This window comes from Hansschlegelia sp. KR7-227, from assembly GCF_049446035.1.
Taxonomy (GTDB): Bacteria; Pseudomonadota; Alphaproteobacteria; order Rhizobiales; family Methylopilaceae; genus Methylopila.
In genome coordinates, this window is record NZ_JBMSEA010000003.1 from 1 (window position 1) to 20,094 (window position 20,094).

Annotated in this window: 17 protein-coding genes and 1 tRNA gene; 8 read left to right on the forward strand and 10 right to left on the reverse strand. The window is 68.3% G+C overall.

The window, feature by feature from the left end; all coding sequences use genetic code 11:
• Positions 1-410 precede the first annotated feature (410 nt).
• From ACO2RJ_RS17510 to ACO2RJ_RS17540, 7 genes are all read right to left on the reverse strand, one after another.
• Complete coding sequence (locus ACO2RJ_RS17510) at positions 411-1,364, reverse strand: riboflavin kinase (RefSeq protein WP_423269419.1); 954 nt, start codon at positions 1,362-1,364, stop codon at positions 411-413.
• 118 nt (positions 1,365-1,482) lie between these two features.
• Positions 1,483-2,538, reverse strand: coding sequence for a hypothetical protein (locus ACO2RJ_RS17515; RefSeq protein WP_423269420.1), 1,056 nt, complete (start codon positions 2,536-2,538; stop codon positions 1,483-1,485).
• 74 nt (positions 2,539-2,612) lie between these two features.
• The gene (locus ACO2RJ_RS17520) at positions 2,613-3,146 is read right to left on the reverse strand and encodes a flavin reductase family protein (RefSeq protein WP_423269421.1); all 534 of its coding nucleotides are present in this window, start codon (positions 3,144-3,146) and stop codon (positions 2,613-2,615) included.
• A 43-nt stretch (positions 3,147-3,189) separates the two neighbouring features.
• Entirely contained in the window at positions 3,190-4,299 is a 1,110-nt protein-coding gene (gene ribB, locus ACO2RJ_RS17525; protein ID WP_423269422.1) for a 3,4-dihydroxy-2-butanone-4-phosphate synthase, read from the reverse strand.
• Positions 4,300-4,412: 113 nt separating this feature from the next.
• On the reverse strand, positions 4,413-5,504 hold the full coding sequence (gene sfnG / locus ACO2RJ_RS17530) for a dimethylsulfone monooxygenase SfnG (protein ID WP_423269423.1): 1,092 nt from the start codon (positions 5,502-5,504) through the stop codon (positions 4,413-4,415).
• Between the two features lie 429 nt (positions 5,505-5,933).
• A complete protein-coding gene (locus ACO2RJ_RS17535; protein WP_423269424.1) occupies positions 5,934-7,184 on the reverse strand; it encodes an MFS transporter in 1,251 nt (416 codons plus the stop codon).
• Entirely contained in the window at positions 7,181-7,660 is a 480-nt protein-coding gene (locus ACO2RJ_RS17540) for a MaoC family dehydratase (protein ID WP_423269425.1), read from the reverse strand. The genes ACO2RJ_RS17535 and ACO2RJ_RS17540 overlap by 4 nt, the downstream gene beginning before the upstream one ends.
• A 537-nt stretch (positions 7,661-8,197) precedes the next feature.
• On the opposite strand from ACO2RJ_RS17540, the gene ACO2RJ_RS17545 reads away from it, so the two are divergent.
• From ACO2RJ_RS17545 to ACO2RJ_RS17575, 7 genes are all read left to right on the forward strand, one after another.
• Complete coding sequence (locus ACO2RJ_RS17545) at positions 8,198-8,806, forward strand: TetR/AcrR family transcriptional regulator (RefSeq protein ID WP_423269426.1); 609 nt, start codon at positions 8,198-8,200, stop codon at positions 8,804-8,806.
• A gap of 496 nt (positions 8,807-9,302) precedes the next feature.
• Positions 9,303-9,704, forward strand: a complete 402-nt coding sequence (locus tag ACO2RJ_RS17550) for a hypothetical protein (protein WP_423269427.1) — start codon at positions 9,303-9,305, stop codon at positions 9,702-9,704.
• Positions 9,705-9,776: 72 nt separating this feature from the next.
• Positions 9,777-11,048, forward strand: coding sequence for a TolC family protein (locus ACO2RJ_RS17555; protein ID WP_423269428.1), 1,272 nt, complete (start codon positions 9,777-9,779; stop codon positions 11,046-11,048).
• Entirely contained in the window at positions 11,045-11,425 is a 381-nt protein-coding gene (locus ACO2RJ_RS17560) for a hypothetical protein (RefSeq protein ID WP_423269429.1), read from the forward strand. The genes ACO2RJ_RS17555 and ACO2RJ_RS17560 overlap by 4 nt, the downstream gene beginning before the upstream one ends.
• Complete coding sequence (gene ihpB / locus ACO2RJ_RS17565; protein WP_423269430.1) at positions 11,422-12,708, forward strand: divalent metal ion exporter adaptor subunit IhpB; 1,287 nt, start codon at positions 11,422-11,424, stop codon at positions 12,706-12,708. The genes ACO2RJ_RS17560 and ihpB overlap by 4 nt, the downstream gene beginning before the upstream one ends.
• A 25-nt stretch (positions 12,709-12,733) precedes the next feature.
• Positions 12,734-15,946 carry an efflux RND transporter permease subunit gene (locus tag ACO2RJ_RS17570; RefSeq protein ID WP_423269825.1) on the forward strand — a complete coding sequence of 1,071 codons (3,213 nt, stop codon included), beginning with the start codon at positions 12,734-12,736 and terminating at the stop codon, positions 15,944-15,946.
• 14 nt (positions 15,947-15,960) lie between these two features.
• Entirely contained in the window at positions 15,961-16,428 is a 468-nt protein-coding gene (locus ACO2RJ_RS17575; RefSeq protein ID WP_423269431.1) for a hypothetical protein, read from the forward strand.
• Between the two features lie 354 nt (positions 16,429-16,782).
• Here ACO2RJ_RS17575 and ACO2RJ_RS17580 read toward each other — a convergent pair.
• Positions 16,783-16,858, reverse strand: a tRNA-Ala gene (locus ACO2RJ_RS17580).
• A gap of 257 nt (positions 16,859-17,115) precedes the next feature.
• On the opposite strand from ACO2RJ_RS17580, the gene ACO2RJ_RS17585 reads away from it, so the two are divergent.
• On the forward strand, positions 17,116-17,406 hold the full coding sequence (locus tag ACO2RJ_RS17585; RefSeq protein WP_423269432.1) for a YggT family protein: 291 nt from the start codon (positions 17,116-17,118) through the stop codon (positions 17,404-17,406).
• A 25-nt stretch (positions 17,407-17,431) separates the two neighbouring features.
• Here the strand turns inward: ACO2RJ_RS17585 and ACO2RJ_RS17590 are convergent, their stop codons facing one another.
• A complete protein-coding gene (locus ACO2RJ_RS17590) occupies positions 17,432-19,240 on the reverse strand; it encodes a glycoside hydrolase family 15 protein (protein ID WP_423269433.1) in 1,809 nt (602 codons plus the stop codon).
• The gene (locus ACO2RJ_RS17595; protein WP_423269434.1) at positions 19,233-20,030 is read right to left on the reverse strand and encodes a glucose 1-dehydrogenase; all 798 of its coding nucleotides are present in this window, start codon (positions 20,028-20,030) and stop codon (positions 19,233-19,235) included. Before ACO2RJ_RS17595 ends, ACO2RJ_RS17590 begins: the two co-directional genes overlap by 8 nt.
• Positions 20,031-20,094 lie beyond the last annotated feature (64 nt).

Genomic DNA, 20,094 nt, shown 5'->3' on the forward strand with positions numbered 1-20,094 from the left:
CTTCGTCGGATCGTCCGGAACCTCATAGAGCACCGCCCCGGGCGGCGCGCCCGCCGGCGCCGCCCGCGCCGAACCCGAAACAAGCGCGCTCGCGCCAAGCGCCGTAGCCGCCGAAAGCAGAAGCCTGCGCCGCCCGACGTCGACGTCGGGCCGCATGCCGTCCTTGCACGGGCACGGTTCGCCGTCCGGGCCGACCCGCAGATCCGAAGCCGCAGAGCTTTGATCCCGTTGGAACCGCGCCGCCATTCGCAGCCTCCCCATTCTTTGGGCCCTGTCGGACCTCGTGTTGTATGTACCGGTCGATACAAACGTGACGACGCCTGTGTGTCAAGCAATCGCGACGAACATTCCGACGGCCGAGACGAAAGTCGTGGACCTGGCCCTGCGTCCGACGCGGGCCGGTTTTTCGATCAGAGGGCGAGCGCCGTGATCGTCAGCGGTTCGGTCCAGTTCAGCGCGCTCTTCGTCGAGCGATTCGCCGCCCGGAGAGCGTTGCGGGCGTCCTCGATGTCGCGCGCCATCTGCGCGCAAAGCGCCTCGACGGTCCGGAACGCCGCCTCGCCTCTTTGGAAGGCTACGAATTCGACCCGCAGCGTCGCGCCGTAGAGGTCATCGGCGAAATCCATCAGATGGACCTCGAGCAGCGGCGCGCCGCCGTCGAAATGGGGCCGCCGACCGAAGCTCGCGACGCCGTCGTGGATTTGCGTCCCGATGAGCGCGCGGACGGCGTAGATTCCGTGGGCGAGGCCGATCGGCGGCGACGGATCGAGATTTGCGGTCGGCACGCCGAGCGCTCGCCCCCGCTTCTCGCCATGGATCACGACGCTCTCGACGGACCAGAAGCGGCCGAGAAGGACGCTCGCAGCCTCCACATCCCCGGCCGCGAGCTTCTTGCGGACGAGATCTGCGGAGCTCGTGTCGGGATCGCGCGCCGAGGGCAGGATATGGACGGCGATCCCATGGCGCGGCGCGATCTCGGCCAACGCCGCGGCGCCCGGAAAGAGCGGTTCGAGGGCGCTGTCGGCCCTCACGATCACGCTCCTGGCGGAGAGCTGCCGCCCCAGGACCTCCGACACGAAGCGCTCCGACGCCATGCCGCAGTCGAGCGCGTCGCGGCCGAGCGTCACCACGCCGCTCGCGCCCGCGCCGACCAGCAGCCGCGCCGTCTCGTCCCGCCCGGTCAGGCGGAAGCCTTCTGGAGGCGGCTCACAGGTCAGCGCGACCACCGGACAGCGCGTGAGGCGCGCCTGCCGGACGGCGTGCTCCACGGCCGCGACATGCCCACGATGAACGCCGTCGAAATCGTCGAGCACGACATGACCGTTCTTCAGGAAGTCCGGAACGCCCGGGGCGGCGGCCGTCATGTCCGGATGCGCTTCCAGCCGCGACGGCGGGACGTCCCGCCGCTCTCGATCGTCACGAGCCGCCCCTCCAGACGCCCGATAGGCCGACGCCAGATGATGACGGTCGGAGCCGAGACGGCTACGCAACGTCATCCCAGCCCCCTTGCGTCTTCTGCCCGCGCCACAGATAAGGCTCGTCGAAGCCGACGCCGAACACCAGGGGAAGCACGAGCGACCAGTTCACGCCCATATAGGCGTAGGTCAGAAGCGTCTCGGTGTCGGGGAAGACCGGTCCGACCATCTTGAGCAGGATTGAAGCCACGACGACGTCAAGCGCGAGATAGAAGGCGCAGGCCAAAAGTCCGCCCCACGGCATCGCGATCTTGGTGAACGGCCAGTTGTAGGTGATGATCGGCATCGCGTAGTTGATCGACGTCGCGACCATGAAGCAGACGAGCCATCTGTTGTCGGGCGTGAAGTGGCCCATCGACCAGAAGGCCGAGATGGGAGACGCCTCCGGCGTCCAGAAGCCCGTCAGGATCGAGACCTCCACGCAGGCCGCCACGATCGCGAACAGGATGGCGATGATGGCGAAGGCGCGGCCTGGCTGGCTCATGCCGCGGGTGAGATAGGTCAGCGTGCCGGTCGACAGGCCGATCAGCAGAAAGGGGAACCACCAGGCCGGCACCCACACGACGGCCGAGTGCGTGACCAGGAAGGTGCAGCCCGTGATCAGCAGGAGCAGCAGACAGAACTGGCGCGACGGCGGCATCCCCGCGACCAGCCAGTTTGCGCCCGCGAAGCAGAACAAAGCGAGGAAGAACCAGGTCGTGCCGACGAGCGGGAAGATGCCGCTCGCGCCTGGCCCCACCACTATGATCAGCTTGGCGCTGAGCCATCCCAACGCCCAGGCGACGGCCGTCACCACGACGCCGCGGACGAAGCGGTCTCGGATCCCCGAAAAAGGCCAAAGTCCGCACACCGCGAACAGACAGGCCCACCACGCCGCGAAGATCTGCCAGCTGACATTGTCGAGCCAGAACGACTTGCTGATCTCTCCTCCACGCCAGGGCCCGATCGGGTAGGCCGTGACGAAGACGTTGACGAGCCAGCAGGACAGGATCGTGAGTGCGTAGACCGCGACGAAGGCGCGCGTGATCTTGAATGGGCGAAAGGGCGCGACTGCGATCGACATCGCAATGACCTCCAGAGGTGGGGCGGGCAAGCCCTGCGCCGCGACCCGTTGGGCCGAGAGCGGGCCAGTGGCTGCTAGATGACGACGGGCCGTGCGTAGCTCGCGTCGTGATAAATCAGCGGCGCGCCTGAAGCCGCGCCGCCGCTGACCACGCTGCCGATGAAGATCGTGTGCGTGCCGACGTCCACGCGCTCGGCCGTACGGCACTCGATGAAGGCGGCGGCGTCCTTGATCACCGGCACGCCGCTCGGCGTCATGACATAGCGCACGGTCGCGAACTGTTCGTTCGACTTGGACGCGAACAGGTTCGCCAAATCGACCTGGTCGTCGGCGAGGATGTTGACCGCGAAGGCGCCCTTCTGGTCGATGTGAGGGTGCGTGCGGGCGGAGCGGTTGACGACGATCAGGATCGTCGGCGGCTCAGCGCAGACGCTGCAGACGGCGGTGGCGGTGAAGCCGTGAAGCGCGCCCTGGCCCTCTGTGGTGATCACCGTCACGCTGCCGGCGAGCTTCCGCATGATCTCCCGGAAGGTTCCGCCGTCGACGAACGCGCGGCCGGCGGACGCGGCGCCCGCATGGTCCCTGATGTGCTCCTGATTCACGTTCATGGCGCAACCTCCCAGCTTGGCCGCCATTCGAGCAGCCTTCTTGTTATTCGATCTCGTTCGACAGATGACCCACGACGTTGAGGCCGAACCCCTCCAATCCGACGAAGTTCTTGTGCGTATTCGAGATCACGATCATCTCGGACACGCCGAGATCGAGCAGGATCTGAGCGCCGACGCCGTAATCCTTCAGGTATTTCCCGGGTCGTGCGTGCGGGCTGCCGGTGCGGATGCGCTCGGAGAGCGCGTCGCGGCGCGGATCGTTGAGAATGACGATCACCCCCCGGCTCGCGCGCGTGATCTTGTACATCGCGCCGGCGAGCGGACCGGCGTCGCCTGCGAGCAGAACGTCGTCGATCGGGTCCGACATGTGGACGCACGCCAACACCGGCTCGGCACGCGTCAGGTCGCCCTTGGCGAGGACGATGTGCTCGCCGCCGTCGACCGTGTCGCGATAGATCATCATGCGCCACTCGCCGTAGGCGGGATGGTGGAGGCCGGTGGCGACGACCAGCTCCACGAGGCGTTCGGTCCTCAGCCGGTAAGCGATCAGATCGGCGATCGTGCCGAGCTTCAGCTCGTGCCGGCGCGCGAATTTGATGAGGTCCGGCAGCCGCGACATCGAACCGTCGTCGTTCATGATCTCGCAGATCACGCCTGACGGGTTGAGCCCCGCGATGCGCGCCACGTCGACCGCAGCCTCCGTGTGGCCGGCGCGAATGAGCGTTCCGCCGTCGCGCGCGATCAGCGGGAAGATGTGGCCAGGCGTGACGATGTCGTGCGCATGGCTTTCCGGGTTGATCGCGACCGCAATCGTCCTTGCGCGGTCGGCGGCGGAGATTCCGGTCGTGACGCCCGTGCGCGCCTCGATCGACAGCGTGAACGCCGTCTGATGCGTCGTCCGCTGGGACTGCGTCATCGGCGCGAGATGAAGCTGCGCGACGCGCTGCTGCGTGAGCGCGAGACAGATCAGGCCGCGCCCGTTGCGCGCCATGAAGTTGATCGCGTCCGCCGTCGCGAATTGCGCCGGAATGACGATGTCGCCTTCGTTCTCCCGATCCTCGTCGTCCACGAGAATGAACGGACGACCGGCCCGAGCCTCTTCGACGATTTCGTACGCGCTGTTTATCTCGAGTTTGTTGGGAAGCGCGGCCATGTAATTCATTCGCCTGGTTCCTCCACGTGCAGGCGGCAGCCGAAGACATCTGTTTCGACTGCGGACAAAGAGCGCAGAGACCGTCGAGGGACGTGACGGTCGCTGCGAAGGCGTTATGCGACGCCTGCCTCCCTGACGGGGTCGGCGGCCTCAAGGTCACGAACGAGCGGGATGACGCGATCGCCGAAGTAGCGCGTCTCTTCGTGGAAGTGCAAAAACGCGCAGAGCAGCAGATCCACGCCGATTTTCTTGAGATTGTGGATCTTTTCGGCGATCTGCTCGGGCGTGCCGATCAACCCCGTCTTGAAGCCGTCATTGTATTGAACGAGATCGGCGTCGGTCGAATCGACCCACATGCCCTTCTTTTCACGGGTGGACTGACCCGCTTGCTTGACCGCATGCTTGAACTTGCCCACCGCTTCCGCGTCGGCGGAACCTACGATGCGGCGAAGTTCGTCCCAGGCCTCATCCTCCGACTCGCGCGCGATGACGAAGGCGTTCGCCCCGAACCGGACACGGCGCCCCTCGGCGGCGGCGAGCCGTCGAACGTTGTCGATCTGCTCCTGGTGCCCGGCCGGCGTGTTGCCGTTCATGAAGTAGAAGTCGGAGACCGCCGCCGCCATCCGCTGGGCCGCCAGCGAATTGCCGCCCTGAAAGATTTCAGGCGTCGGCCGGCCAGGCATCGTCAGCGGTTTGGGCTTCAGGCTGTAGCCGTTGATCCGCCAATATTTGCCGTCATAGCTGAAATCGTCCTCGCCCCAGACGCCGCGCAGGATCTCTATGAATTCGCGCGAGCGGACATAGCGTTCGTCATGCTCGAGCCAGGGCACGCCGAACGCGTCGTACTCGTCGCGGAACCAGGCGCTCGCGACGTTGACGGCCCAGCGGCCGTTGAAGATCTGATCGGCGGTCGCGCCCTGTTTGGCCACCACGCCGGGATGGCAGATGCCGGGCAAGACGCCGGTGATGATCTTGATCCGGTCCGTGTTCGCCAGCAGCGCCGCCGAGAACATCATCGACTCGTGCTGGTATTCGGCGCCGTAGCTGCCCATGAAGCGCACCTGGGTCAGCGCATATTCGAAGCCGGCCTGCTCGGCGATCTTGGCGAGCGCGACGTTGTAATCGAGGCTCCAGTCGGTGCGTTGTGGCGTCTTGCTGACCACGAGGCCGCCGCTGACGTTCGGCAGCCAATGGGCGAACTTCATGGGCGATTTCGGCTTGCCGAACCGGCCGGTCCGAGCGCCGCCGTCGGCCGGCGCGCGCGGCGCCGGCGCCCCGTTTTCATTGCCCGGTCTGGCGAGAACGACTTTCGACATCGACGCCTATGCCACGCTGCATGCGGGATGGAGGAAAAGGCGCTTCGCGCCGCCTGCGGCGCAGTCCGAAGCGCATTCGGACACTCGTTGTATCGACCGGTACATAGTGACCCGGCGCTCGGGCGGAATCAAGCGGTAAGGAACCCTCTCGTATCCACCCTTCGACGAACGGCCGATAGGCGCCGGCTATCCTACTATTCCTCAAGTTCTATGCTCGGACCGCCCATCGGCGTCGACCGCTCGACGGCGGCGGCCGACGCCGGCCGGAACGCGCAAATCTTGTATCTTACGATACAAATCCGGCGGCTTCGGGCGGGCTCAGCGGCGGCCCTGGGCGATCTTCCGGGCCTCCGGCATCCGTCGCAGCTTCAGCATCGCCCAGGCGCCGACGACCGGACCCGGCGCGAGAACGACGAAGGCCCACTGCCAGCCGACCCAATCCGCGAATGCGGGAACGGCCGCGATCGCGAACGCGGTGAGGGCGAAGCCCAGTCCGAGCTGCAGCGCGAGGGCGGTTCCGACGAACGCCGCTTCGCCCACCTCGGTCACGACTGCGGAGAACTGGGCGGAATCGGCGACGACCGATGCGCCCCACACCGTCGCGACCAGCAGGAAGAGCCAGAGCGGACCGTGGAAAACCAGCCCGATCAAGAGGCAGCAGGCGGCCGAGATCGCCATCATCAGGGCGGTGGTGGCGGTTCGGCCGACCCTGTCGGCCAACAGCCCGCCCAAAATGCAGCCGACCGCACCGGACGCGATCACCACGAAGGTGATCAGCGACGCCGCCGAGGTCGCATCCGCCCCGTTCGCGCTGCGATAGGCCTGGGCGAAGGCCAGAAACCAGCCCCACATGGCGTAGAGCTCCCACATGTGGCCGAAATAGCCGACATTCGCGAGCGCGACCGGCCGATTGCGCAGCACTCGGCCGATCTGCTTCAGGTCGAAGACGGCGCGCGGATAGGGGGTCGGCCCTTCGAGGGCGAACCGCGCCATCAGCAGCGCGCCGAACACGGTCATGGCCGACGTGCTCGCGACGACGAGGCGCCAGTCGAGCGTCGACGTGACGGCGCGCAGCAGATGTGGGAACGCCGAGCCGAGCGTCAGCGCCGCGATCACGCAACCGAGCGCAAGGCCGCGTCCGCGGACGAACCAGGTCGAGATGAGCTTCAGCGCCGGCGGATAGACGCCGGCGAGCGCGACGCCCGTCACGAACCGGGCGCCGATCGCCACCTCGGCCGAGGGGGCGACAAGCAGAATCGCGTTGCCCGCTGCGGCGAGGACGGCCGCGGAGGCCATCAAGGTCCGCGCCGAGATCATGTCGGGAAGATTGAAGAGGCTCGACGACAGCGCCCCGAACACGAAACCGATCTGGACCGCATTGGTCAGCCAGGCGGCCTCGACGCCGTCGAGACGCCACACCGCGCGCAGCTCGGTGACGATCGCAGTGGCCGAGAACCACGTCGTCATGGACAGCACGATCGCGACGCTCAGGATGGCGAGCGTCCGCCAGGCAGCGCGGTCGGACCTCGCGGCCTTTTCAGCCTCTGGGAAGGTCCCGACTTGGGTCATGCGACTGCGATCCTGCGCGCCTGGGAGAGATGCCGCAGCGCCGCGACATAGACGGTCGCCTCGCCCACGAGGCAGTCCTCGCCGTCGGCGTTCGCCACGCGCGTCTTGAGCTTGACGATCGGCTTGTCGTCGCGGACGCTGAGAACCTCGACCTCGCCGACGATCTCTTCGCCGACCCCGACCGCCTTTACGAAGCGCCACGAGACGTCGAGGAAGACCGTGCCAGGACCGGGCAGCTCCTCGGCGACCAGCGCGTTCAGAATGCCTGAGATCACGCCGCCCTGGACGATGAGCTTGCCGAACACCGAGGCCTCGGCCAGAGCCTCGTCATAATGAAGCGGGTTGAAGTCCCCCGAAATCTCGGAGAACAGCTCGATGTCCTTCATCGACGTGCGGCGACTTCGTCGAGCCGTCGCCCCGACGTGGGGCTTTCCGTTGATGGTCTGTCCCCAGACATCCCGCGCGCTGCTCGACATTAGCGACCTCCTCATGCGGCGCGAAGTCGCCCCGCCGACCTCGACATGCCCGGGACGGGCACAGTTCGTAAGAATTCGCGTCGGCCGCGACGGCGAAGTCGCGTCTTCCGCGGCCGGCCCCGCCCCCCGATTGACGTCCGGACGAGACGTGGGAGCCTTCGGCTGAGCATGAAGGCCGACCTCCGGCCTGAACGCCCGGCCCGACCTGCCGCCGATCGGGCCTCGGTCCGAACGATCCTGACGGTTCCGGCCCGCGAACGGCTGGCCGCGCTTAGGTCTGGCGATGCGTCGAATTGCGTGGCTCCACGAGCGCCCTATCTGAAGTACGAAACGATCGATCGGTCGATTGGGGGCCTGGAGCCGGCGCGTTTTCGCCATAGACCGTCCTCCACGTGAGATCGTGCCCCCTGATCAAGGACGCCTCTCTTGCCTCGCACGCGCACGACGCCTGAAGCTTCCAAGCGACCGCCGCGACGGGCGGCGAAGAAGGCGGACGATAAAGCACCTGTACCGACTGGTCCATACGCTTATGGTGCAATGGCGGACCCCGGACCGGCTCTGTCGTCGGCGCCCACCGCTCCGGCCACGCAGCAGCGAGAGCGCATCCAGCAGATCGCCGCGAAGCTGTTCGCCGATCGCGGCTATCGAGCGATCGGCGTCGCCGAAATCGGAGAGGCTGTCGGCCTCGGTCGGGGGGCGCTCTACTATCACATCAACAGCAAGGAGGACTTGCTGTTCAATATTGTGGTGCGCTACATTGAGGATCTGGTGATCTTCGGGCAGGGCACGCTTCAGAAGGAGCCCGACCCGCGCCAGCGGGTCCGTCGGCTGAGCCGGTACCTGATGCGCGTGATCGCGCAGAACCTCCCCGAGATGACCGTCTGCTTCCGCGAGGCCGACGCCCTGACGGGTCAGCGCCACAAGATCGTTTCGGACCTGCACCAGCAGTACCAGGACGTCTGGCACCGCACCTTCAAGGAGGGCGAGGCGCAGGGCCTCTTCAAATCGCTGCCGCTGGTCGCGCTGAAGGGCATCCTCGGCATGTATTTCTACAGCTTCCTGTGGTTCAAGCCGTCCGGGAAGCACACCTCCGACGAGATCGCCGACATCTTCGCGGACATGGTGCTCAAGATTCTCGAGAAATGACTGCGCGCCGCCCGGCCTGAGCGCGGCGAGTCCGCACGGGCGTGTCGCATGACGGATCGCGCACGACCGCCTGCTCTCGTTCACGGCAGCCTCGCCGGGGCGATGGTTCGTCACTGCGGAGACGGACGCCGGGTTCGGCGATCGGCGGGCTCGCCTCCTTCGCGACGACGTGGATCACGCACCACTCGCCGCTGCGCGCCGCCCCGATCACGCAGGATCGCGGCCGCCGCGAGGCGCTCTACGGCGAATTCATCCGCGAACGTCGCGGCTGTTCGAAGATGCTTTCGAGCGCGATCTCGACGACCCGGCCAAGATGGTCGACCTCTACGCGATCGTCAGCAGGATCCGGCCTTCGGCGAGGAAGGCTCCCGCTCAGCGCCGAGGCCAGGGACAGTCGAGGGCTGCGTCGGCGGGCGACCGCCGCGATCTTCGTTGCGAGGCTGCGGACGCCCACGGGGCTTGACATCGCCACCCGTTTCCCCGGATGCGTTGCAGCATGGACGTGTCGACGACGGCGAGATCAACGCGTGCCTGGCGCTTCTGCGTCCGGGTCGCGGTCGCGCTTTGCCTGGTCGCCTTCGGCGTCGGCGACGCGGTCGAGCGCAGCTTCGGCGCCCATGCGACCCTCGACACGGCGTTGAGCCACGCGATCTCGGCCGACCAGTCCGCCGGCGTCTCGACCGACCATTCCGGCATTCACGTCGACGGCCCCTCCGGCGACGTCGACATGAGCAGTCAGATCGTCGGCCACGGCTGCCATGGCTGCGCCGCACTCCCGGAGCCGATGCTGCAGATCGCAGCCGCGCCGAGCGCCCTGGGCTCGCCCCCCGCCTGGGCCTCCGTGCCCTCGACGGCCGGACGCGAGCCCCTTATCGACCTTCCTCCGCCTCGAGCCTGACCTGACGGCACCCGTGTCGGCGCGCGCCTGAGAAGCCGCGCGCCCCCGCTCGTCAGTTCATGAGGTCAGGTCATGTTTTTCAGAACCCGCGCGCTTGCGCTGGGGGCGGCGATCGCGCTGCTCCCGGCGCCGGCGACGCATGCCGCGCCGTCGTCGCGGACGCTCACCCTGGCGCAGGCGCTGTCCCGCGCCGTAGCATCCTCGCCCGGACTCGCCGCGGCGGACCGGGAGATCGCGGCGGCGGGCGGCAGGAGCGTCCAGGCAGGCGTCTTCCCCAACCCGGAGCTCGCCGCCGAGCTCGACGACGCCTTTGGCTCGAAGGCCAAGCGCAACCTCGACTCCGCCGAGACGACACTGCAGATCAGCCAGCTCTTCGAGCTTGGCGGCAAGCGGGACGCCCGCATCGCGGTCGCGGCCGCCGACATCGACGCGGCGCGCTGGGACCGGGCGGCGACACGCCTCCAGGTCCTCGCCGAGACCGCGGAGGCGTTCGCGAGGACGCTCGGCGCCCAAAAGCGCGTCGCCGAGCTGGCGGAACAGGTCGACGATCTCGACCGCCTGGGCCCCCTGCTCCAGCGGCGGGTCGAGGCGGGCGCATCCTCGAGCGCCGAGATCTCGCGGGGCCGCCTCGCGACCGAGACGACGAGGGTCGAGCTCGCCAAGGCGCGCGCTTCCTTCCAGGCCGCGCGCCGGGCGCTTTCGGCGCTGATCGGCGAGAAGGCGCCGTCCTTCAATGCGGTCGGCGGCGACCTCACGCGGATCGGCGCGCCCCCCTCGTTCGACGGATTGATGGCCCGTGCGCTTCAGACCCCGCAGCTCACGCGCTTCACGGCGGTCAGGGCTCAGCGCCGCGCGCTGCTCGCGGCGGCTCAGGCCAAGGCCACGCCGGACGTCACGGCGGGCGTCGGCTGGCGGCGCTACCGCGAGGACCGCTCCAACGCCGTGATCGCCTCGCTCAGCGTGCCGCTCCCGGTGTTCGACCGGAACCAGGGCGGCGTGATCGAGGCGGGCGAGACGCTCGCCAAGACCGAAGCCGAACGCGCCGCGGCCCAGCGCGCGCTCACCGCGCTGGTCGGCAACGCCTACGAGGCGCTGCGGGGGTCCTATGACGAGGCGAGACTCACACGCGCCAACGTCCTGCCCGTCGCCCGGGAGGCCTACGACAGCATCCGTTCCGGCTACGCGGAAGGGCGCTACTCGCTGCTCGAGCTGCTCGAGGCCCGCGCGGCGCTCTCGGAGGCCTCGCTCAAGGAGATCGACGCGCTCGTCTCCTTCCACGCATCGCTCGCCAGTCTCGAAGGCCTGACGGGATCCGCCCTCGTTCTGTCCCGGAGAGACAAATGACCCCGATCCGATCCGTCCGCGCCGCGGGCGCGCTGCTGCTCGCCGCGTTGGCCGTCGGCTGCGCCCCCGCGCCGGGCGCCGACCTTCAGAACGTCGCCGCGCGCTGGACCTACGAAGGGCCGCGCCCGCCGCAGTGCGACGCGCGGAAGACCCGCGAGGCCCGCCACCACAAGGGCGACGGCCACGCCGCCGGCCACGAGCATCTCGGCCACGGCCACGAATGGAAGACGCGCAACTTCAAGGGCTACGCGATCAAGCCGCCCTGCGTCGTGCGCCGCGTCAGCGACCTCGGGGGACGATTCTCGACGTTTCCCGCCTTCCCGATCGCGGGCGTGACCGCCGCGACCCGCAACGCCTTGTCCGGAGACCTGTCATGAGCCGTTCGCTCACGCGCGACGCCGCCGTCCTCATCGTGGGGAGCCTCATCGGGGCCGGCGGCCTCTACGCCGCCCAGCACGGACCGTCCGCGCTGGCCTCGCAGGCGCTCTCGCTCTACGCGGGCCTCATGGGCGGCGACGGCCATGCCCACGCCGAGGCCGCGAAGGCGGTCGCAGCCGCCGACGAGCACAAGGACGGCGACGGCCACGGTCACAAGGACGACGACCACTCCAAGGACGACGGCCACGGGCATGGCTCGAACAAGCATGACGGGCACGGCCACGAGAAGGAGGGCGAGCCCTCCAAGGACGACGGTCATGGGCATGGGTCGGGCAAGGATGACGGGCACGGTCATGACGACGACGGCCATGGCCACGACAAGCCCAAGGCCGACGCGGGACAGCCGCTGACGGTCGCGGCGGTCGACGCTGGAGACGACGGCCATGGGCACGGCGCGGAGCTGCCGGAGGGCGTCGTCGAGCTCGGCGAGGCCAAGGTGAAGGCCGCGGGCATCGCGCTGGGCACAGCCAAAGCCTCGACGCTGCGCGAGGAACTTCAGCTCAACGGGATCGTGCAGGCGAACCAAGAGGCGGTCGTGCAGGTCACGCCGCGCTTCCCCGGGGTCGTCCGCACGCTCGCCAAGCGCCTCGGCGACGAGGTGAAGAAGGGCGAGCTGCTCGCGGTCGTCGAGAGCAACCAGAGCCTGACGACCTACGAGCTGAAGGCGCCGATGGCTGGCGTTGTGACCGAGCGGCAGGCCTCGCTCGGCGAATATGTCTCCGAACAGAAGCCCGCCTTCGTGGTGACCGACCTCTCGACGCTCTGGGTCGATTTTTCCGTCTATCGCCGCGACCTCGCCAAGGTCCGGATCGGGGAGATCGTGCGGATCGACCCCGAGGACGGCGGCGCGCCGATCGAGGCGAAGATCTCCTACCTCTCCCCGATCGGCGCGGCGGACACCCAGAGCGCGGTCGCACGCGCCGTCATCCCGAATGACGGCCGCTTCCGGCCGGGCCTGTTCGCCACCGGCGCCGTCGCGACCGCCGAGCAGAACGTGCCGCTCGCCGTGTCGATCGACGCGGTGCAGTCGCTCGAAGGGCGCGACGTGGTGTTCGTGCGCGAAGGGGACCGCTTCGTCGCCCGCGACGTGACGCTCGGCCGCCGCGACGGACGCTCGGTCGAGGTCGTCTCCGGGCTGAAGGCCGGCGAGGCCTACGCCTCCAAGAACAGCTTCGTCGTGAAGGCCGAGCTCGCAAAGGGAAGCGCGAGCCATGAGCACTGAGACGAGCGGCTTCAGGCCGAACGGCCTGATCGAGCGGATCCTCGCCGTCTCGATCGCGCAGCGCTGGCTGGTGGTGTTCGCCTGTCTCGCCGTCGCAGGCCTGGGCGCGTGGAACTTCCTGCGCCTGCCGATCGACGCGGTGCCGGACATCACCAACGTCCAGGTCCAGATCAACACGACCGCGCCGGGCTTCTCGCCGCTCGAGGTCGAGCAGCGCATCACCTTCCCGCTCGAGACCAGCATGGGCGGCCTGCCCGACCTCGACTACACCCGCTCGCTCTCGCGCTACGGGCTCTCCCAGGTCACGGTCGTGTTCCGGGACGGGACCGACATCTACTTCGCACGCCAGCTCGTGAACGAGCGGCTGCAACAGGCGAAGGACCAGCTGCCGCCCGGGACCGAGACCGCCATGGGGCCGATCTCCACGGGCCTCGGCGAGATCTACAACTACGTGGTCGACGCCAAGGCCGGCGCGAAGAAGCCGGACGGGTCCAGCTACACGCCCGCGGACCTCAGAACGATCCAGGACTGGATCATAACGCCCCAGCTCCGCACGGTGCCGGGCGTCGTCGAGGTCAACACGATCGGCGGCTATGAGCGTCAGCTCCACGTGCTGCCGAACCCCGCGCGGCTCATGGCCTACGGCATCACGTTCCGCGACGTGATGACGGCGCTCAGCTCCAACAACGCCAATGTCGGAGCCGGCTACATCGAGCGGAACGGCGAACAGTATCTCGTCCGCACGCCGGGCCAGGCGCTCACGGCCGAGGACGTCGGCGGCATCGTCATCAATTCGCATGCGGGCGTGCCCGTGCGCGTTTCGGACGTGGCGGAGGTTCGGGACGGCCGCGAGCTCCGCAACGGCGCCGCGACTCTCAACGGCCACGAGGTCGTGCTCGGCACCACGATGCTGCTGATCGGCGAAAACAGCCGGACGGTCGCCGAGCGAGTCGAAAAGAAGCTCGGCGAGGTGCAGAAGTCTCTCCCCGAGGGCGTCGAGGCTCGCGCCGTCTACGACCGCTCGACGCTGGTGGAGGCGACCATCGCGACGGTGGAGAAGAACCTCGTCGAAGGCGCGCTGTTCGTCATCGCGGTGCTGTTCCTGCTCCTCGGCAACATCCGCGCCGCGATCGTCACGGCCTGCGTGATCCCGCTCGCGATGCTCTTCACGATCACAGGCATGGTCGAGAACAAGGTCTCGGCCAACCTGATGAGCCTCGGGGCGATCGACTTCGGCATCATCATCGACGGCGCCGTCATCATCGTGGAGAACTGCCTCAGGCTGCTCGCGCACGAGCAGGAACGCCGCGGCCGCCTTCTCACCCTGCAGGAGCGCTTCGACACGATCCTGGCGGGCGCCAGCGAGGTGATCCGCCCGAGCCTGTTCGGCACCATGATCATCGCGGTCGTCTATCTTCCCGTCCTCACCCTCACGGGCGTCGAAGGCAAGATGTTCACGCCGATGGCGGTGACGGTGCTGATGGCGTTGCTCGGCGCCTCGATCTTCTCGATGACCTTCGTGCCGGCGGCGATCGCGATCTTCGTGTCGGGCAAGGTCAAGGAGAAGGAGAACTGGTTCATGCGCGGGGCGCGCGTGACCTACCAGCCGCTGCTCGGCCTGATGATCAAGCTCCGCTGGATCGTCGCCCCCGCCGCCGCGGCGCTGGTCGTGGCGACCGGGATCGCGGCGTCGCGGATGGGCGGCGAGTTCATCCCGAGCCTCGACGAGGGCGACGCCGCCGTCCAGGCGCTGCGCGTGCCGGGCACGAGCCTGACCCAGTCGCTGGAGATGCAGGCGGCGCTCGAAAAGCGCCTGTTGCAGCTTCCCGAAGTGAAGGAGGTGTTCGCCCGCACGGGCGTCGCCGAGGTCGCGACCGACGCCATGCCGCCCTCGATCTCGGACGGCTACCTCATGCTGAAGCCCAGATCGGAATGGCCGGACCCGAAGAAGTCCAAGGCCGAGCTGATGGAGGAGGTAGAGAAGGCCGCGGAGGAGATCCCCGGCTCGAACTACGAGCTCTCCCAGCCGATCCAGCTCCGCTTCAACGAGCTGATCTCCGGCGTGCGCTCGGACGTCGGCGTGAAGATCTTCGGCGACGACCTCGACATGCTGCTCAAGGTCGCGGGCGAGGTCCAGACGGTCCTCCAGAAGGTCCCTGGCGCCGCCGACGTGAAGACCGAGCAGGTGACAGGCCTGCCGATCCTGACGGTGAAGCTCAACCGGGCCGCCCTCGCCCGCTACGGTGTGAGCGTCGGCGACGTTCAAGAGATCGTCGAGATCGCGGTGGGCGGCAAGGAGGCCGGGCAGATCTTCGAGGGCGACCGCCGCTTCGACATCGTGGTGCGGCTGCCCGAAAAGCTCCGCACCGACATCGAGGCGCTCAAGGCCCTGCCCGTGCCGCTGCCGACCCCGGACGGTGACGAGCCGCAGGCGACCCCCGCCGTGCTGAGCGGCGGTCCCGCCTCGAGAACCCGCTACGTCCCCCTCTCGACGCTCGCCGCGCTCGAGGTCGCGCCCGGCCCTAACCAGATCAGCCGCGAGAACGGCAAGCGCCGCATCGTGGTCTCGGCCAACGTCCGCGACCGCGACCTCGGCTCTTTCGTGGGCGACGCCCAGAAGGCGATCACGGAGCAGGTGAAGCTGCCGAGCGGCTACTGGATCGGCTGGGGGGGCCAGTTCGAGCAGCTCGTCTCGGCGACCCAGCGGCTCGCCATCGTGACCCCGATCGCGCTCGCGCTGATCTTCGCGCTGCTGATCATGAGCCTGGGCTCTGTCAAAGACGCCGCGCTGGTGTTCTCGGGCGTGCCGCTCGCGCTCACGGGCGGCGTCGCGGCGCTGCTGATCCGCGACATCCCGCTCTCGATCAGCGCGGGCATCGGCTTCATCGCGCTGTCGGGCGTCGCGGTCCTGAACGGCCTCGTCATCATCGCCTTCATCCAGAAGCTCCGCGCGCAGGGCATGGAGCTGACGGCGGCCGTGACGGAAGGCGCGCTGACGCGCCTCCGCCCGGTGCTGATGACCGCAATGGTCGCCTCGCTCGGCTTCGTGCCGATGGCGATCGCGACCGGGCCGGGCGCCGAGGTCCAGCGGCCGCTCGCCACCGTCGTGATCGGCGGCGTCGTCTCCTCTACGATTCTGACGCTGCTGGTCCTGCCTGCCCTCTACGTTCTGTTCACCCGGCGCAGGAAGCCGGACCCGGCGCCCCAGCCGGAAGCAGCCGTGGCGGCCGCGACATGAGGAAGGTCACGTCCATGCGGAGAAGCCTCTACGCCGGAGTGACGCTCCTCACGATCGCGTCGGGGGTTTCGACCCCCGCGCGGGCGCTCAACGAGGACGTCATGCGCAACATCCTGTCGCCCGTGTTCCTCGCGCAGAACCTCACGGCGGTCTGCGTGAAGATCGACCCGGACTTCGCCCGGGAGACGGGCGGCAAGGACGGCGACGCCCACAGCGTGATCTGGCACATCAGGGACGAGATCCTCGCCACCATGACCCGCGAGGAGGCGGCCCCGATCGTCGCCAGCGCCGCGGGCGCCGCGCGGGCGGTGGGCCTCGGCATGATCCGCGCGCTCTCGGGCGGTTCGGTCGAGGAGCAGGCGGAGAGGGTCAAGGAGCTCTGCGAGAAGACCGCAAAGCCGCTCGTGAAGGGCCTCGTCGAGAACCATGACGAGCGCCACGAGTTCTTCGAGCAGATGCTCAAGGACGCACGGCACGGCTGAGGCGGCGACGACGGCTAGCTCTTCGGTGGCCGAGCTGAGGCCGAACGCCGGCCCATGCCTGTCATGCGATGACAAAAGGTCCGGTCATCGGCGGGCAGCCAATGTCCATTCCCGGCGTCAAGCCGAAGGTGCGCGCGTCTGCGAAGCAAGCGGCTTTCAGAGGAGCGCTCCGACCGCCTTGTGCGTGAACAACTCTTGCCGGTTCACGTCGACGCCGCCCCGGCGAGGCACGCTGATGTCCATGACCGCGGCGGGGCGAGGGCTCCTTCTAGAGCCGACAGACGGCGCCGCCGTCGCCCGCCTCCGCGACCTGTCGATGCCGCCTTCTTTCTAATCATCGTCTTAGCGGGAGGCTGGTGGAGCCGAGGGGAATCGAACCCCTGACCTCTGCAGTGCGATTGCAGCGCTCTCCCATCTGAGCTACGGCCCCGCGTCCCGAAGGCGCGCCATTTAGGTGGCGGGCCGGCAGGCTGTCAAGAAGGCTGAGCCGGCCGGAGCGCGGGATCGCGAGCCTCGCTTGCCAGCCGGCGCGGCGCGGCGAAGAGCCTTTCCCTTGGCGCGCGGATCATCGGGCGCAGACATAGCCGGCCGGGGAAACTTGCCGCTCGGCCCTTCGATGGCTACATCTGCCAGCGATCCCCTCCGCAACGCTTCACAGCGCTTCATGAGAGAAGGCACCCCGGCCGGATGCGCGCGCTCCTCAACGTCGTCATGCTCGCCCTCGACCTGTACTGGTGGGTGCTGATCGCCTCGGCGATCCTGTCCTGGCTGATCGCCTTCAACGTCGTGAACCTCGGAAACTCCGTGGTCGCCGCGATCTGGGACTTCCTCTACCGCATCACCGAACCGCTGCTGCGGCCGATCCGGAACATGCTGCCCGCCATGGGCGGCATCGACATCTCGCCGGTGATCCTGCTTCTGATCATCTACTTCATCCAGCAGATCATCGTGCTCTACATTTACCCCAACGTGATCTGAGGCGCAGTCCGGGCGGCGGCCGCCGTCACGGCCGCCACGTCGAACGCTCGCCCGACAGTTCGCGATCGAGGTAGTAGGCCGCGCTGATCAGCGCGAGGTGGGTCAACGCCTGGGGAAAATTGCCGAGATGGCGGCCGTCCATGCCGATCTCCTCGGCGAACAGGTCGACGTGGTTGGCGTAGGCCAGGATTTTCTCAAAGGCCTCGCGCGCCTCGTCGAGCCTGTTGGCGCGGGCGAGGCACTCCACGTACCAGAACGAGCAGGCGGTGAACGCCCCCTCGCGGCCCTCCAGCCCGTCGTCGTGACGGTAGCGGAACACGAGGGAATCGTCGGTCAGCCGCTGCCCGATCGCATCGAGCGTCGCGAGCCATTGCGGGTCCGTCGCGCTGACGAAGCGGACGAGCGGCATCAGCAGCATCGCGCCGTCGACGTCCTTGGAGCCGCGGCTTTCGACGAAGTGGCCGAGCTCGTCGTCCCAGAAGTTCTCCCAGATGTCGGCGTGGATGGCGTCGCGGGTCTCGAGCCAGCGCCGTCCGGGCGACGGCAGCGAGCGTTGGCGCGCCAGCCGGACGGCGCGGTCGATCGCGACCCAGCACATCAGCCGGGAATGCAGGAACTCGCGGGGCGCGCAGCGCACCTCCCAGATGCCGGCGTCCGGATCACGCCAGCGCTCGCAGACGAAGTCGACGAGCGCGGTCGCCGCGCGCCATGAGTCGTGCGACGTCGCGTGTCCATATTTGTCATGGAGATAGACCGCGTCCATCAACTCGCCGAAGATGTCGAGCTGCACCTGTTCGGCCGCCGCGTTGCCGACGCGGACAGGGCGCGACTCACGATAGCCCGCGAGGTGGTCGAGGTCGCGCTCGTCGAGTTCGCGCGAGCCGTCGAGCGCATACATGATCTCGAGCCGCCCCTCGTTCTGCTTCAGCCGCTCGGCGGTCCAGCCCATGAAGCGTTCCGCCTCGTCCCGGAAGCCGAGCCGCATGAAGGCATAGACGGTGAAGGAGGCGTCGCGGATCCAAGTCGCGCGGTAGTCCCAGTTCCGTCCGTAGCCGATCGCTTCCGGCAGGCCGAAGGTCGGGGCCGCTACCATCGAACCGTGATCGCGCGAGGTCATCAGCTTGAGCGCCAGCGCCGAGCGCAGCACGATCTCCCGCCAGCGGCCCTTGTAGGTCGATTGCGCCGTCCAGCGCCTCCACCACGCGACCGCCTCCGCGAGGGCGTCCTGGGCCCGCTGGCCGAGAACGGGCTCGCCGTCGCCGCCGTCAAGCGCGAACCAGGCGACCTCGCCTTTCGACAGGGTGAAGTCTGAGACGGCGTCCGGCCCGTCCGCATCCACGGGGACCGAGGCCGCGAGCCGCAGCGTGGCGTGGCCCACTCGGAACGCCACGCCGCCGCGCACGGCCTCCGCCGACGCCGTGGCGCGGGCGTAATCGAAGCGCGGGCTGCAGCGCGCGATGAAGCGCACCTCGCCGCGCGTCGCCTCCACGCGGCGGAGGAGCTGCGGCTCACCGCCATCTACCCCGCGGGCGGGGCGCATGAAGTCGGTCACCTCGGCGCTGCCCTCCTCCGACAGCCAGCGCGTCAGGACGACGTTGGTGTCCGGCAGATAGATCTGCAGGGCGCGCACGCAGTCGAGCACGGGGCGGATGGTGAACTCGCCTCCCCTCTCCTCGTCGAGCAGGCTGGCGAACACCGTCGGGCTGTCGAAGCGCGGCCAACACAGGAAATCGATAGCGCCGTCGCGCGAGACGAGGGCCGCCGTCGCGCAATCGCCGATCAGCGCGTGGTCCTCGATATGGGCGGCCGGGGCGCGCGCGTGCGCTTCACCCATTGCCGCGGAACTCGGGATAAAGCGTCATGCCGCCGTCGACGAACAGGGTGGCGCCCACGACGTAGTCGGCGAGATCGGAGGCGAGCCAGACCGCCGCGTTGGCGACGTCCTCGGCGACGCCGATGCGGCCGTAGGGGATGAGCTTCAGAAGCGCCTTGGCCGCCTCGCCTTCGGTCTCCTCGGCGTTGATCGCCGTGCGGATCGCACCGGGCGCGATGCCGTTTACGCGGATTCCGTCCTCCGCGACCTCCTGCGCCAGCGTCTTCATCATTGACGCGATCCCGCCCTTGGAGGCGGCGTAATTGACGTGGCCGGCCCAGGGAATCACCTCATGGACCGAGCTCATGCAGATCAGCTTGCCGAGCGCCTTCGACGCAGGCCGCTGTCCCTGGGCGCGGAACTGGCGGATCGCCGCCTGCGCGCACAGGAACTGGCCGGTCAGGTTGACGTCGATGACCTTGCGCCAGTCGTCGAGCGTCATCTCCGCGACGGCGGCGTCCTTCTGCATGCCGGCGTTGGCCACGACGACGTCGATCGCCCCGTATTTTTGGGCGACCGTCGCGAACATCGCCTCGACGTCGCGCGGCTCCGACACGTCCGCCTCGACCGCGATCGCCTCGCCGCCCGCGGACTCGACGCCGGCGACGACCTTCTCCGCCTCTTCGGGCTGCGAATGGTAGTTCACGGCGACCTTGGCCCCGGCCGCCGCCATGGCTTCCGCGACCGCCCTGCCAATGCCGGAGCTTGCGCCGGTCACGAGCGCGACCTGGCCCTTGAGGCTGATCTCCATTCCGTTCCTTCCGCTAGGGGACCAGCGAACCAAACGGTTGGAGCAGCGCGCGGTTCCGGACGGG

Coding starts and splice junctions, on each gene's coding strand:
- ribB (WP_423269422.1), bottom strand. CDS start 4,299: ATGGCCGCGCTTCCCAACAAACTCGAGATAAACAGCGCGTACGAAATC.
- ACO2RJ_RS17515 (WP_423269420.1), bottom strand. CDS start 2,538: ATGTCGATCGCAGTCGCGCCCTTTCGCCCATTCAAGATCACGCGCGCC.
- ACO2RJ_RS17590 (WP_423269433.1), bottom strand. CDS start 19,240: ATGGGTGAAGCGCACGCGCGCGCCCCGGCCGCCCATATCGAGGACCAC.
- ACO2RJ_RS17575 (WP_423269431.1), top strand. CDS start 15,961: ATGCGGAGAAGCCTCTACGCCGGAGTGACGCTCCTCACGATCGCGTCG.
- ACO2RJ_RS17520 (WP_423269421.1), bottom strand. CDS start 3,146: ATGAACGTGAATCAGGAGCACATCAGGGACCATGCGGGCGCCGCGTCC.
- ACO2RJ_RS17545 (WP_423269426.1), top strand. CDS start 8,198: ATGGCGGACCCCGGACCGGCTCTGTCGTCGGCGCCCACCGCTCCGGCC.
- ACO2RJ_RS17550 (WP_423269427.1), top strand. CDS start 9,303: ATGGACGTGTCGACGACGGCGAGATCAACGCGTGCCTGGCGCTTCTGC.
- ACO2RJ_RS17560 (WP_423269429.1), top strand. CDS start 11,045: ATGACCCCGATCCGATCCGTCCGCGCCGCGGGCGCGCTGCTGCTCGCC.
- ACO2RJ_RS17555 (WP_423269428.1), top strand. CDS start 9,777: ATGTTTTTCAGAACCCGCGCGCTTGCGCTGGGGGCGGCGATCGCGCTG.
- ACO2RJ_RS17535 (WP_423269424.1), bottom strand. CDS start 7,184: ATGACCCAAGTCGGGACCTTCCCAGAGGCTGAAAAGGCCGCGAGGTCC.
- ACO2RJ_RS17540 (WP_423269425.1), bottom strand. CDS start 7,660: ATGTCGAGCAGCGCGCGGGATGTCTGGGGACAGACCATCAACGGAAAG.
- sfnG (WP_423269423.1), bottom strand. CDS start 5,504: ATGAAGTTCGCCCATTGGCTGCCGAACGTCAGCGGCGGCCTCGTGGTC.
- ACO2RJ_RS17585 (WP_423269432.1), top strand. CDS start 17,116: ATGCGCGCGCTCCTCAACGTCGTCATGCTCGCCCTCGACCTGTACTGG.
- ihpB (WP_423269430.1), top strand. CDS start 11,422: ATGAGCCGTTCGCTCACGCGCGACGCCGCCGTCCTCATCGTGGGGAGC.
- ACO2RJ_RS17510 (WP_423269419.1), bottom strand. CDS start 1,364: ATGACGGCCGCCGCCCCGGGCGTTCCGGACTTCCTGAAGAACGGTCAT.
- ACO2RJ_RS17595 (WP_423269434.1), bottom strand. CDS start 20,030: ATGGAGATCAGCCTCAAGGGCCAGGTCGCGCTCGTGACCGGCGCAAGC.